This is a genomic window from Allobosea sp. 05T433, from assembly GCF_056396065.1.
Window position 1 is genome coordinate 1 of the sequence record NZ_JBFTKS010000058.1, and the last position, 13,614, is coordinate 13,614.

General features: G+C 63.3%; 11 protein-coding genes. 9 read left to right on the forward strand and 2 right to left on the reverse strand.

Features of this window, described 5'->3' with window-relative positions; genetic code table 11:
• The 9 genes from AC1DGP_RS34015 to AC1DGP_RS34055 all read left to right on the forward strand — a co-directional run.
• Positions 1 to 590, forward strand: a 590-nt coding sequence (locus tag AC1DGP_RS34015; protein WP_476833185.1) for a hypothetical protein, incomplete at its 5' end; no start/stop codon positions are given.
• Between the two features lie 74 nt (positions 591 to 664).
• On the forward strand, positions 665 to 1,129 hold the full coding sequence (locus AC1DGP_RS34020) for a hypothetical protein (protein ID WP_441508980.1): 465 nt from the start codon (positions 665 to 667) through the stop codon (positions 1,127 to 1,129).
• A complete protein-coding gene (locus AC1DGP_RS34025) occupies positions 1,122 to 2,354 on the forward strand; it encodes an HlyD family secretion protein (protein WP_476833186.1) in 1,233 nt (410 codons plus the stop codon). Before AC1DGP_RS34020 ends, AC1DGP_RS34025 begins: the two co-directional genes overlap by 8 nt.
• 283 nt (positions 2,355 to 2,637) lie before the next feature.
• Positions 2,638 to 4,344, forward strand: coding sequence for an adenylate cyclase (locus tag AC1DGP_RS34030; RefSeq protein ID WP_441508978.1), 1,707 nt, complete (start codon positions 2,638 to 2,640; stop codon positions 4,342 to 4,344).
• Between the two features lie 300 nt (positions 4,345 to 4,644).
• Positions 4,645 to 4,902, forward strand: a complete 258-nt coding sequence (locus AC1DGP_RS34035; protein ID WP_441490965.1) for a hypothetical protein — start codon at positions 4,645 to 4,647, stop codon at positions 4,900 to 4,902.
• Between the two features lie 573 nt (positions 4,903 to 5,475).
• Positions 5,476 to 8,109: an autotransporter outer membrane beta-barrel domain-containing protein gene (locus AC1DGP_RS34040; RefSeq protein ID WP_476833187.1), complete on the forward strand. Its 2,634-nt coding sequence runs from the start codon at positions 5,476 to 5,478 to the stop codon at positions 8,107 to 8,109.
• Between the two features lie 412 nt (positions 8,110 to 8,521).
• Positions 8,522 to 8,890, forward strand: a complete 369-nt coding sequence (locus AC1DGP_RS34045) for a SpoIIAA family protein (RefSeq protein WP_441508976.1) — start codon at positions 8,522 to 8,524, stop codon at positions 8,888 to 8,890.
• Positions 8,891 to 9,342: 452 nt separating this feature from the next.
• Positions 9,343 to 9,606, forward strand: coding sequence for a hypothetical protein (locus tag AC1DGP_RS34050; RefSeq protein WP_441490962.1), 264 nt, complete (start codon positions 9,343 to 9,345; stop codon positions 9,604 to 9,606).
• A gap of 290 nt (positions 9,607 to 9,896) precedes the next feature.
• On the forward strand, positions 9,897 to 11,345 hold the full coding sequence (locus tag AC1DGP_RS34055; protein ID WP_441508975.1) for a S41 family peptidase: 1,449 nt from the start codon (positions 9,897 to 9,899) through the stop codon (positions 11,343 to 11,345).
• Between the two features lie 98 nt (positions 11,346 to 11,443).
• Here the strand turns inward: AC1DGP_RS34055 and AC1DGP_RS34060 are convergent, their stop codons facing one another.
• A complete protein-coding gene (locus AC1DGP_RS34060) occupies positions 11,444 to 12,643 on the reverse strand; it encodes a M14 family metallopeptidase (protein WP_441508974.1) in 1,200 nt (399 codons plus the stop codon).
• A 487-nt stretch (positions 12,644 to 13,130) separates the two neighbouring features.
• Positions 13,131 to 13,370: a hypothetical protein gene (locus AC1DGP_RS34065; RefSeq protein WP_441508973.1), complete on the reverse strand. Its 240-nt coding sequence runs from the start codon at positions 13,368 to 13,370 to the stop codon at positions 13,131 to 13,133.
• Positions 13,371 to 13,614: the final 244 nt, after the last annotated feature.

Genomic DNA, 13,614 nt, shown 5'->3' on the forward strand with positions numbered 1-13,614 from the left:
GCCACAACATGTCGACATTGAAGCACTGGTCGCTTGCTTTCGCCCTGCTTGCCGGCGTGGCGTCCTGGTCCGACAGCCAGCCGGCCAGAGCGCAGACGGTCATTGTCGCGGGTGTCGGCCCGGCGGCCATCGATGAGCTCAATGTCAAGGTTGCGGCAGTCGACCGGGCCAATCACACCATAATCGTGCAGCAGCGAGGCCACCGTTGGCTTGTCGAGGTGCCGGAGGTTTTCGGTGATCTCTCCAGGGTCAAGGTTGGAGACAACCTCGAAATCAAGCGGATCGACGGGGCAATCGCGGCCGTCACCAGGGGCAAGAAGGGACTCAAACCCGGCATCCGTTACTCCGAAGGCAAGTCGGATGCGGTTTTCCAGAATCTGCCCTCACGGTTTGTGACCCGCACCGCGACCGTGACGGCGAAATTCAACGGCTTCGATCCTGCCAAGAAGATTGCCACGATCGACGGGCCGGATGGCCGGCGTTCGCTGCCGGTCGCGGATCCCGTCCTCGCTGCCGATCTCCAGAAGCTGAAGCGCGGCGACATGATCGAGATCGTCTTTACCGAGGCGTTCCAGGTGACACTCAAGTGAGTAGGCGCGGGCTGGCATTTCCCGCCTGACACGGATACCGTCGTGATAATTTCAAAGGGTTGGATGCGGAAGCCATGTCGTCGCCGAACATTCATCCTGCTGCCCCGGGCCATTTGCCGCCCTTCATCACGGCGCCGGGAGAGACTGACTATCTCATGGTCGCGATGGCGGTGCTGCTCCTCGTCGCGATCCTGACGGTTGGCGTCATCTTCTTCCGGCTGCACACATTGCCGGAGCGGATGGCGCATAAGTCGCAGAAGCTCCAGTTCGAGATTGTCGCGGTCCTTGGGCTTCTGGCTCTGTTCACGCACATCCACCTGTTCTGGGTGGCCGGGCTCCTGCTGGCGCTGATCGACCTGCCCGACTTCTCCGGTCTCTTTGGTCGCATGGCTCACGCTCTCGAGCGCATTGCGGGTTCGACGCCCCGCCGCGGCGGGGGAGCAACAACCGAGCCACCAGACCCGTCCGATTCCCAGGAGATGCCTACAGATCACGGGGCGGAGCAGCATGGGCGCAAGAAGGAGCCGACCCATGCTTGAGCTCATGTTCTGCTCGCTTCTGACGATCCTGCCGGACTATCTGTTTCGCCGCTATTATCAGGGCCGGCGCATTGGCAAGGAGATCACGCTCTATTCGGTCTGGTTCGAATTGCGCTGGGGCATCACGGCCTGCGCGATGCTGACCATCGGGTTGATCACGGTGATCTTCTACAATCATCCCTCGACTACGAACGCGACCCTGTTCTTCAGGGCGGTGCCGATCGTGCCCGAGATCAATGGGCGGGTCGCCGAGGTCTATGTCGGGCTCAGCGGCAGGATCGAAAAAGGCGCGCCGATCTTCAGACTGGATAGCAGCCGGCAGGAAGCGGCGGCCGAAACCGCCCGCCGCAAGATTATCGAGGCCGACGCTGCGCTCGCTGTCGCCCGGTCCGAGCTCGCCTCGAACGAATCCAAGATCCAGGAGGCGCGGAGTGACCTCCAGCAGGCGCAGGACGAGTTGCGGACCAAGCAGGAATTGATGCGACGGAACGCGGATGTCGTCGCGCAGCGCGAGATCGAGCGGCTGCAAGTCCTCGTCGCCGGGAAGGAAGCCGCTGTGAACTCGGCAACCGCGGCGCGAGACACGGCGCAAACGCGGATCTCGACCCTGCTGCCGGCGGAGAGGGAAAGTGCTCAGGCGGCCCTGGCCCAGGCCCAGGTCGATCTCGAGAAGACCGTGATCAGAGCCGGAGTGTCCGGGCGTGTCGAACAATTTGCGCTTCGTGTCGGCGACATCGTCAATCCGCTTCTGCGCCCCGGCGGCGTCCTGATCCCCGAAGAGGCCGGGCGCTCCTCCTTGCAGGCCGGTTTCTCCCAGATCGAGGCGCAGGTCATGAAGGTCGGCATGGTAGCCGAAGCCACCTGCATCTCGAAGCCCTGGGTCGTCATTCCGATGGTGGTGACCGGGGTGCAGGACTTCATCGCAGCCGGGCAGTTTCGCGGCGGCGAGCAGTTGATCGATGTTCAGCAGATCGCCCGGCCCGGCACGATCCTGACATTTCTCGAGCCGCTCTATCCCGATGGGCTCGATGGCGTGACGCCAGGCAGCAGCTGCATCGCCAACGCCTATTCCAGCAATCACGATCGCATCGAGTCCAAAGAAACTGGATCCGTCAAAAAGGTCCTCCTTCATGCGGTGGATGCGGTCGGGCTTGTCCATGCCATGCTCCTGAGGATCCAGGCGCTGGTCTTGCCCATTCAAACACTGGTCTTCACCGGACACTGATCCGGCAGCTCGCCCACCGATCGATCGTCGTCCCTCGCGCCCGCCATGCGCAGCTCGCGGCCAATGGCTCGCGCAGGCCATAGCAGCCGCACGAGATCCCCATAAAAATGGTGGCCGAATGCGTCGGGCAGGCGTAAGCTTCCGGCGCGCTTCTTAAAACTCTTACGGATTTCGGACCTGTACGTGGAGATGTTGGTCGGGGGAGGCCAAGTCCATGCAGCGGAGAAATTCTGGCAGGGCCTTTCTGAGTTCTGACGGGAGCGGCCCATCATCCAGAGATATTATGGAACAACTTGAACTGATCCTGGCAAGTCCAGAGTTCAAGGTATCCGACCGGATCAGGCGGTTTTTAAGTTATGTTACCAATGAAACACTTGCGGGCCGGGCCGAGCGTATCAAGGCCTATTCGATAGCGACCCAGGTCCTGGGCCGCGATTCACATTTCGATATTCAGAATGATCCCGTCGTGCGCATAGAAGCCGGGCGTCTCAGGCGCGCGATGGAGCGCTATTACTTTGTCGCGGGGCAGGCCGATCGCGTGCTCATCGAAATTCCGAAGGGCGGCTACGTTCCGCATTTCTCATGGCGGTCGCTCGATTCATCGACCGTGCACAGGCAGAGGCCGCAGCACACGGCCATAGCCGCCTCGGCCCGGCCGAAGCCGCGGACACCCTGGGCCTGGGCGCTGATCGGCGCCATGGCGCTGGTCGTCGTCGGCGGCGTCGGGACGGGGCAGGTCTGGCGCAGCGGTCGGGCGGACGGCCCGGTCCGTCCGGCCCTTGTCGTGGCGCCCTTCGCCAATCTCTCTCCTGGCTCCGAGGCCGGGCTGCTCGCTGCGGGCATCACCGAAGAGGTGCTCGTCCAGCTGGCGAGGTTCAAGGAATTGTCGGTCTATGTGCGGGAGTCGCCGGGCAAGACGACGTCCGCACTCCCCGCGCCGGAGGCCGGAGGCAGGCCGGGCAGGGAGTTCGTCCTTGAAGGCAGCATACGCACCTCTGACGGAAAGCTCCGGGTCTCCAGCCGCCTGCTTGATGGCGCCACGGCGGCGATCCTCTGGTCCCGGGTGTATGATGCGGACTTGCGCGTCAGCGACATCCTGGGTGTCCAATCCGATATCGCCGCCAAGGTCGCCACGGCCGTCGCACAACCCTATGGCATCGTGTTCGATACCTCGCAGGTGAAGGCGGAGGACGGCAGGCCAGAGAGCTTCGACGCCTATCAGTGCATGCTCCGGTTCTACCGGTACAGGCAAAGCCTGGGTCCGGACGAGCACATCGCGACGCGGCAATGCCTGGAACAGACGACTGCACGCTACCCCAGCTATTCGACGGGCTGGGCCATGCTGTCCTATCTCTATCTCGATGAGGACCGCTTCCGGCTGAATCGTCGGCCAGGACCGCCCGATGCGAGCTCCAGAGCCCGCAGCGCAGCACTGCGTGCGGTCGAGCTCGATCCGGAGAATGTGCGGGCTCAACAGGCTCTGATGACGATGCTGTTCTTCAACCAGGAGCCGGCCGAGGCACTGCGGATCGGGGAGCGGGCGCTGGCCCTCAACCCGAACGACATGGAACTGCTCGGGGAATATGGCAGCCGCCTGGCGCAGGCAGGTCAGTGGAAGCGCGGCTTTGATCTGCTCGATGAAGCGGTTGCAAGAAATCCGGTCCGATCGAGCTACTATGTCGGGATGCAGGCGCTCGCTGCCTATATGCTGAATGACGACCAGATGGCGCTCTCACTGATCCGGCGGGCGGACCTCGCCAGCTTCTCGCTCTATCATTTCGTGGCTGCACTCATCTATGCGCGCGCCGGCCTTGACGTAGAGGCCACCGCGAGCCGGTCGCAGTTTCTCAAGCTGCGCCCCGATTTCTTCGCCAATCTCGATGCGGAACTCGCCAAGCGCAATTTCAACGAAAAGGATCGCGCCGTCCTGATCGAAGGTGCCCGGCTCGCCGGTTTTCCGCTCCGGCAGCGTCTTACCCATGCGAATTAGGCCGTCGCGGCGAGCTATCCGACTGGAGCCCCGTCGGCGCAGCGCTCTGGGCATTGCGGGGCGGAGACGAGTAGCTGAAGACGATGGCGCTCCGCAAAATCCTGATCGAAAAGAAAGACAGCAGGGAAAGCTGGGATAGTGTTCTTCCGATCGAGGGCTCTTGATCAGTAAGCTGCGAGAATTCGCCGCAGATGGTGAAATCGAACATAGGCATATACTTCACTCAGGGCGACGAATAGATACGGCTCGCGCGGCAGCCTGCGAGGTTCAATGCGCGGACCGAGCGTGGAGGCTTTGACGATGAGCAAGCTGATCAACCGCGCAGTCTTGGTGGCGGGGACAGTCGTATTGGCCGCCTGGGTTCCTCTGCCCAGTCAGGGTTCGTGCAACAGCCCCAAGGGCTGCACGATGGATGCCATCTATGAAAGCTACGACATGATGCAAAGCGGCCAAATGCAGAGGGCAATGGACGAGGGACAGGCAAATATCGCGGCGTTTCATGCGTTGAAGGAGTGGGAGCTCAGGCAAAGCGAAGCGCCCGTCCACCACCACTCGTGATGACCGCTCGTATTCGCCATGGGATGACCCGTTCTCGCGCTGGTTTGCCAGCCACTTAACGCCTCACCGGGACCATTATCATAGCGATCCTGGATCTATGGCCCGGAGGCGGCGGCCTTCGACAAGAGCTGGAAGCCGGCGGATTTCGAAGCGGTCAAGCCATGACTTGCGGCGCCTAGATCTGGGCCTTGGCGAAACAGGATGAACTCAAACCCCTGCGGCAGCGCGAAGTGCTCGCCGCAGGGCAGGTGGGTTCCGTCGGGTTGGCTGTGAACAGCCAGTCACAATCGTTATCGATTTGTTAATTCCAGGTTGGTTGCACGGCAACGTGCGTGCTAGTCCCAAAAGAAAAATGCTGTCTTTTGGGGGCTTTCTGTGCCGATTCTATGTAATTCTCGGGTGCCCTCAGCACCTGACGTTTCGTTTTCGCCTATATTACCTTGCGGCCTGAAGGCGATATCGAGGGGGCTGCGCTCAACCACGTCTGTCGCGAGTTTGCTGTCCGCCTGTATTATTGCAGGCGTCATGGCCCCCCGTGCGTCGGCCGCGGACATAACGATTGGCCCGGGCCTCTTGCCGGTATCGAGTGATGCCGATGTCGGTCCGTCTGGCGATGGGGTCATCTTCAACGGCGGCACGCTCCGGTTCGGCACGAGCTTCAACCTCTCGACGGGGCGGGCGCTTAGCCTTGATTCCGCCGGCGGCACCATTGACACCAACGGCTTCGACACGACGTTCGCCCGTGACATCACGGGGGTGGGCGGCCTGAACAAGACCGGCGCCGGCACCCTCACCTTGAGCGGTATGAACACCTATACGGGCGCGACGAGTGTTGCGGCTGGCGGCATCCTTGCCCTGACAGGTCAGGGCCGGATCAACCAGTCGAGCGGCATCACCGTCGACGGTATCTTTGACGTGAGCGGGGCAGCCTCTGCGCAGGTCAAGGCCTTGAACGGCAGCGGCGAGGTCCAGCTCGGAACCGCGAGCCTTATGGTCAACAATGCCAGCGGCATCTTTTCCGGCGCCATCCGCGGCACCGGCGGAATCTCGATCAATGGCGGCACCCAGATCCTGACCGGCGCCAGTGATTTCTCCGGTGGCGCCGGGATCGCGAGTGGCGCCACCCTGCAGATCGGCAATAACGGCAATGCGGGGTCGATCACCAGCGACGTGACGAACTATGGCAGCCTGATCTTCAAACGATCCGATGACGTGACCTATGCCGGGAGCATCTCGGGCCCGGGCACGTTCTCGCATCTTGGGTCGAGCAAGCTCACGCTGACCGCGACGAACAGCACCCGAGGCGACGTCTTCATCGGAGTCGGCAGCACGTTGCAGCTGGGCAATGGCGGAACGACCGGCTGGATCGGCGGCACCGGCAACTTTGTCGGCTCGATCAGCAATGCGGGTGCATTGATCGTCAACCGATCGAACACCGTTTCGTATCGCGGCGTCATCTCCGGAAGCGGCACGCTCACGCAGATGGGCAGCGGCACGCTGACCCTGGCCGGCACCAACACCTATACGGGCGCGACACTCGTGACCGGCGGCACGCTCGTCGTGAATGGTTCGATCGCATCCTCGTCGAGCGTGACCGTCTCGCCTGGCGCTACGCTGAGTGGCTCCGGCCAGATTCCCGCGATGATCGTCAATGGCACGCTCGCTCCCGGAAATTCGCCCGGCACGCTTACCGTCAACGGCAGCCTGACGCTGGCCGCCGGATCGAGCTATCTCGCCGAGGTACAGGGTGCGGTCTCGGATCGCGTCAACGTCACGGGCGCTGCAGCACTCGCCGGTACGCTCAGAATCGTGCCGCTTGGCGGCGCGTACACATTCTCCAGCCCCTACACGTTGCTCTCGGCCGCGGGCGGGCTCGGAGGAAGCCGCTTCGGCACCGAGGCAACATCCGGCACGTTCGGCGACGGCGTCACCACGGCCATCTCCTACACCAGCAACGACGTCCTCCTGACATTGACGCCAAAACCGCTGGTGCCGATCGTCACGCCGCCGGCAGCTCCCCCGGGAGGCCTGTCGCCGCGCATGTTTGGCGCCAGGATGTTCAGCGGCTTCTCGATTGCCAGCGCGATCGATCGGGTCGTCGCTGCCGGGGGCGATCCATCGCCGCTGTTTACGATCTACAACCTGCCGGCAGCCGAGATACCCGCTGCCGTGAACCAGCTTTCCGGCGAAGCCCATACGTCGGTGCCGGCCATGGCCAATGCCGCCGCGGACCAGTTCCTCCACGCCATGTTGAACCCGGCGAGCGCCGGGCGAAGCGGGGCCGGCCCTGGCGCCGCGACGTTCTCGGCGCTGGGCGGCAAGGGAAGCGACGAACCGGCTCGACCGGCCTTCCTCGACGCCCCCGCATACTCGGTCTGGGGGGCGGTGCTCGGCTCCGTAGGGCGCAATGACGGAGGAGCCCGGGACGGTTCGGCCAAGCGTGATGTCGACGACGTGCATCTCGCCGTCGGTGCCGACCTTCGCGTTGGCCCTGGCAGTACCGTCGGCTTCGCCGTGGCTGGCGGCAGCGCCCGCGCATCGCTCTCGGGCGGGCTCGGAAAGGCCGATGCAGACATTTTCCAGGCCGGCATCTACGGCATGACCAAGCTCGGACCGGTCAACCTGGCTGCTGCCCTGGCCTATGCGCGCCTGGAGAACGATGTGAACCGGGCCGTGCCGGCTCTCGGTGCATCCAGCCTTTCATCGTCCTATGGCAGCAACGCCTGGAGCGGGCGCCTGCAGGCCAGCGCCGCTCTGTTTGAGTGGTCCGGCGTCACGCTTTCACCGGTGGCAGCATTGCAGGCCATCCAGGTCCGCAGCCCCGCCCTGACCGAGGCGAGCTGGAATGGCGCCAACGCCGCCGCGTTGAACCTGGCTCGGCGGAGCGACGTGACCAGCCGAAGCGAGCTCGGAATGCAGCTTGATGTCGGTGGCGCTGTGAACGGCCTCCCGGTTGCCGGTTATCTCCGGGCTGGCTGGGCGCATTACTATCAGCGCGAAGCCGGATTGAGCGCCACGATCAGCGGTCTCGCGGGTTCAGGGTTTGCGATCGATGGCGCGCGCGCCCCCCGCAACAGTGCGCTCCTGGCGGCCGGGCTCGATCTGAAGATCACGCCAGCCGTAACCCTGGGCGCTCGCTTCGATGGTGAACTCGCAGCAAGTGCAAATCGCCTCGGCGGACAGGCTCTGGTCAAGGTGAGCTTCTAGGCTCCCGATCGGACGTCCGGGCGAGGCCCTCGCTCGGACCCGGTCGATAGAGAGCGCCTTGCGCGCCGCCTGATCTGCGGTCGACGTCGAGACGGAATTCGGCGGCGCGGAAGAGGCCGCTCGCGTTGGTCGCGGCCGGCCCAAGGGGAGGCCTGGTCTCAGGATCAACGCAAGAGCCATTGGCGTTGGGCCTGTCCGCGTTGCCGTGATCAGTCAGCCTGGCGCGGCGGAAACTCATGGAACCATTGGAGGGATTCAGCGATTATCTGAGCCGGACCCGCTAGGGGGGCCGCTTGCCTCATGCGAACCGCATGCGCGCCATGACATATGCTCCCCAGAATCCTGGCGCGGAAGACGCCAAGGGTTTTCCTGATGCGAGGGACCGCCTCGAACGCCAGATCGGGAGGGAACGATGATCCAGTTCGAATTGCTGCGCGCCCAGGCTGTCCTTGTACTCTCGCCGGACGGGCCGATTGAAAAGGCCGATTTTGAGCGGATCGCCCGGGAGGTCGATCCGTTCATCGCATCCCATGGCAGGCTCGCTGGAGTGATGATCTGCGCAAAGGCCTTTCCGGGCTGGGACAGCTTCGGCGCGCTCGTGTCCCATCTCCGCTTCGTCAGGGATCACCACTGCAAGATCGATCGCATCGCGGCGGTAACCGATAGCGAGTTGCTGAAGATCATGCCGCATATCGCCAAGCACTTCGTTTCAGCGGAGGTTCGGCAATTTCCCTTCGATGAAAGGGCGCAAGCCTTGGCGTGGCTGGAAGCCGCGCGCTGATTGCGACGGTCCGACGTAATGGACGGAGCAGGGCCGGTTCGTCGAGGGAGGACAATCAGCAGCCCAGGGCTGCGCCACGGCAGGCGGCTGCAACATCACATATGCGATGCAGGCCGCAGACGGATATCCTCTTCGAGCGAAAGCCGGCACTGCGGCTCAGCGGGCTCACCTTGCGGGGGGGCGCCCGAAAAACGCCTTACGATGCGTCCCCGGAGGGGCTATAACGATGCACCGGATATCTCGGGTATTCGCTGCCGATATACTTGAGGTTCCTGAGCCCTTGTATTCCCTCGTCTGGAACCGACCAAGCATACGTCGCCTGACGAGGCCACGGAGATCATGATGGTCATGCGCGCTGTCGGCGCTCGACCGGACAGAGGCGCGTTGATCAAGGCAATCCAGGCGGCTTTGGCCGCCGCACGGGGATCATCTGCTACCAGTGGAGCATGCCGATGTGGATTCTGATGTATGTCTTCTCCTACTCGGTCAACCCTGCCGCGACAAACGACAGGGCCGAATGGAGGCTCCGCCCGAGCGTGGTGTTCCAGGAATTCTCGACGGAAGAACGATGTCTGTCCGCCAAATCGAAGCTTGACGACAGTTTAAGGGAGGCCGGAGACAAGATTAGAAGTGGCCTGGAGGATTTGAAGAGCATCGGGAAGGCCAGCCCGGGGCAGATCATCATTGCCTATCATGTGGAGTGCCTTCCGAAATGATTTCGGATCCGATGCCGTGACCCGATTTTTCCGGGACGCTTGATCCAGCGAGTTCGGCCCGGAACGGACGTCGTATCGGCCCGCACTTGGAGACATCGGCCGGGGCTCTCCCGCCATGGCCGGCGCACCTGAGCGGACCGGCGATGAAGCGACGGATTCGCGTCGTTATTGCAACACGCGCCAGCCGTGTTTTGCTTCCAGCCACAACCTTTGCGTTCAGGCTGGCGGAGCGGACCGAGGCCATGCCATAGCCACGTGATCGACAGGGTGCTTAAGGGTTGGCCAGGTCAATGCGACGAGACGGTGATGCTCCCAAGCGGTTGTTGCACCGGCGCTGGATCAAGGTCTCCCTCATCGCAATGGCGGCATTGCTTGTTCTCGTCTTGCTGCCGCTCGGCCTCGTTCTTTATCCGACGCTCAAGCCCTATCCCAAGACGGATTTTCAGGCCGCCGCTTCCCAGGCCGAAAGGAATCGCCAGGATCTGGCGCATCTGCGGCGTCTGCCCGAGGTCGAGCGGAGCTTCACCAGCGAAACCCGCGCGGCGTATGGGCGAGCTCTCGATGCGATCGAGCAGCGGGCAGGTGAGCTCGACAAGGCGGGCATGGCGATGGCGACGGCGAAGGCCGTGGCCCTTGCCGATAACGGCCATACCAACATCGTCGGGATGGCAGGGGATCATGGTTTCAACGCCGCGCCCATTCGCCTGGGATGGTTTTCTGACGGATTGTTCGTGATCGCGGCCGCCGACAACCTGCGTCATCTTCTCGGAGGGCAGATCCTCGGCGCAAACGAGCGCCCGACCGAAGCGCTGGTGGAGGCGCTGCGCCCTTATGTCGGCGGCCCTACCAATCTGTCGAAGGAGTTCGTGCCGAATTTCCTGATCTCGCCTGAACTGCTCCATGCCGCCGGGCTCGCCGACACGGCAAGCAGCAGCACGTTCGACATCCGTACGGCGGATGGCAGCATGAGGCGGGCGAAGCTTGCTGCGCTGCCTGCCAGCCAGTCTCCGTTGAGTAGCAATTTTTGGCCGAAGCGCCATCTCAGCCCCGTTGCGCCAGTCACTGGCGCGGCCGAATGGCGGCACGTCCTCGACGGCGTTGCTCTGCCGCTCTATCTCTCGCGCCCTGAAGAGAACTATTGGCATGTTTATCCGGCGCAGGACCTGCTCTATGTCCAGATCAACCGGATGAGCGACAAGGGGCCGGTCTCCGCATCCCGGTATCTATCGGACATGCTCGACGAGGCGGGCAAGAAACCCATTCGAAACGCCGTCGTCGACCTGCGCTTCAACCGCGGCGGCGATTATGTCCTGACCGCGGACTTCTCGCGCCGCTTGCCTGAGCTTCTGCCGCCGGGTGGCAGGCTCTTCATTCTGACCAGCGCAAACACCTTCTCCGCGGCGATCAGCACCGCGGCACGGCTGAAATATTTCGCCGGCTCCCGCGCGCTCCTGATCGGAGAGGCGATGGGCGATCGGTCCCAGTTCTGGGGTGAGGGCGGAACCACCCTGTTGCCGAACACGAAACTGACGCTGCGCTATACGACGGCCTATCACGATTGGGAGAACGGCTGCAGCCTTTCGCAGATCATGACGTGCTTCCTGCTGAACTATGCCTATGCCGTGCCCGCAGGATCGCTCCAGCCGACGCTGACGGTTGCACCGACCTTCGCAGATTATGCCGCCGGCAAGGATCCCGTGATGTCGGAGGTCATGCGGCTGATCGCTACCGGCAAATAGGCGCGAGCGGCTCGGGCGCGATGGCGAGCCGGCCTCCTCTCCAGGGCTGCCGGCGTCAAGCCATTCGGCCCGGAGCGGTATCAGGGGGCCGCTGGCGCCTACTCGGAATAGTCGACGGGGGCTTCGGCGGGCGCAGCGTTGTAGAAGATGAACACGAGCGGTGTACCGGGTTCGGCTGTGGCGTCCGTGCGCCGGCCACAGACCTCGCCCGCCACATCGCAGATGTATTCCGCGACCACTTCGCCGAAAGCATTGCGCTGGATGGCGACCTTCTGCCCAATCTTGACCTTGTCCCTCAGCTTGACGAGAAGCTCGACGAAGCCGCCATGGGTTGAAAGAATGGTGTGCCCGCTATTGGCGAGGAACACGCCTGAATCGCGACCCGTGCGCCCGATCGGACCGGCAATGATGCCGTGATGCTTCAGCACATTCATCGTGCCCTCTGCGAAGAGCGGGATCAGGCTGTGGTCCAGAATGCGCGCAGCCCCGATCTCGGGCGTGAAGGCTGGGATGCCTGCGTCGATCAGGGCGTTCGCCAGCAGTGTGGGATAGGCGCGATTGTCGAAAATCTGGTCGATCGGATAGAGCTCGGCCATGGCCCTGACCTCGGGCAGGTCCATTCGGGCGAGATGGAACCCCGTGAGATCCATCCCGGTGGTCCCCGTGTGGAAGTCGATCGCGAAATCGGCATTCGGCCTGAACAGCCTGTTGAACAGCAAGCCGGCATGCCGGCTGGGCGCGCTGTCACCGTTCTCGTTTCCGGGCCATTCGCGATTGATGTCGATGAGATCTATGCCCCGTCCGGAATTGGGCCAGCGGCGCGCCATGCCCTCCAGCGCCGGACGGGACACATCGAGAACCGCCATGGCGCTGCCCGACATCGTGGCCGGATCGAGCTGGGCCATGACCGATTGGATCATGTGCATCGGGCTGATCTCGTCGCCGTGCACACCGCTGATGAGCGCGATGCGCTTGCCTGGCTTCGCTCCCTTGGCGACGATAACGGACACGTACCAGTGCTGCCCCGTCGGCATCTGCACGCCCTGGAAATAGAAAAGGTGCCTGCCGGGCGCGAGGTCCTCGAGGTCGAGTGCGCTGATCACTCTCTTCCCGCCGATCACGTCTCCGGTGAAGACCGTCCCGCGCGACGCGGCCTGGGCCGAGCGTGCCGCCGGCGCCGAAGCGGCCTGAACTCGTGCGGGGCCGGCATGGGCCGCGAGGGCAGCCGACGCGCCGACCGAGGCAATAGTTGCCCTCATGAAGTCACGGCGATCGAGGCTGTCTGTTTCGTCTGACATGGCGATCGGTCCTTATGTCGTACGCGATGGGGACGATCTGCTCCCGGCCCGGCGCCGACGCAAGATCCGGGTGAGACGCCGCCACCCGGGAGGCGAGCACGGTGCCGGGCAGGGCGGTCATGCTGCGAGCGTCGCTCGCGGTCCGGTCTTGGATTTCTCCCAGCAATCGGAACCACTTGCCGCAGGGGTGGCGAATTTACTTGTTTTGGGCGATGATGCGGCGGAACTTGGGCAGTGCTGCCGCAGTTGAAGCTGAGCAAACCTCGGAGGCGACAATGGGCATTCTCGAGCTATCGATCGTACTGGCATGTGCCTCGGCCATCGGATTCTACATCGCTGATGGGGCGGCATGAGGTAGGACCTCTCCGCCTTGATCTGACGCAGGCGCGCACACTCCGCTCCCGATGCCCTTGCTCCCGCGATCTCGCAGGGGTCCTCGGGAACGTCCTGGGATGCGCCTTGGCGCCGGGCTGGCCTGGGAGAGCGCTCAGCTGTCCGGATTGGGAAAAGGGCCAGGCTCTCCCAGCTGGCCGTGGCCCGCCTCGTTGTCCTGCCCCGTCTGGAGCGAGACGTTCAAGGCAATCAGCAGCGAGACCCTCCCTGTGAGCTCATTGAGCGCGTCGACCATCTCATCGACGATTTCGGCGCTGTGATCGAGACCACATTGCTTGAGGAACACGACGGCTTTGCGCGCACGAAGKATCAGGTCGTCATAGACAGGTTGCATAACGATCACCGCCGGCTGCGGGAGCCCCTGAGCATGATGCAGCCTGAGCGTGCGCGGGTAGAGACTTACGGCCGGTGTCTTCCAAGCCCTAAGACCCTAGATGTGTAGTCCCGAAATCTGATGGTGCATCATCGATCCTGAGTCGTCAGGAGGAGGATGCATTATGGGAAGCGTTCTTCATGGCAGCGCCCGCACGACGGCGCGTGTTCGAGCCGAGCTCCAAGGGTCGAAAGAGAGCAGCCGG

Excerpts from the sequence above, each read along its gene's own strand:
- AC1DGP_RS34020 (WP_441508980.1), top strand. The coding sequence starts at position 665 with ATGTCGTCGCCGAACATTCATCCTGCTGCCCCGGGCCATTTGCCGCCC.
- AC1DGP_RS34025 (WP_476833186.1), top strand. The coding sequence starts at position 1,122 with ATGCTTGAGCTCATGTTCTGCTCGCTTCTGACGATCCTGCCGGACTAT.
- AC1DGP_RS34030 (WP_441508978.1), top strand. The coding sequence starts at position 2,638 with ATGGAACAACTTGAACTGATCCTGGCAAGTCCAGAGTTCAAGGTATCC.
- AC1DGP_RS34035 (WP_441490965.1), top strand. The coding sequence starts at position 4,645 with ATGAGCAAGCTGATCAACCGCGCAGTCTTGGTGGCGGGGACAGTCGTA.
- AC1DGP_RS34045 (WP_441508976.1), top strand. The coding sequence starts at position 8,522 with ATGATCCAGTTCGAATTGCTGCGCGCCCAGGCTGTCCTTGTACTCTCG.
- AC1DGP_RS34050 (WP_441490962.1), top strand. The coding sequence starts at position 9,343 with ATGTGGATTCTGATGTATGTCTTCTCCTACTCGGTCAACCCTGCCGCG.
- AC1DGP_RS34055 (WP_441508975.1), top strand. The coding sequence starts at position 9,897 with ATGCGACGAGACGGTGATGCTCCCAAGCGGTTGTTGCACCGGCGCTGG.
- AC1DGP_RS34060 (WP_441508974.1), bottom strand. The coding sequence starts at position 12,643 with ATGTCAGACGAAACAGACAGCCTCGATCGCCGTGACTTCATGAGGGCA.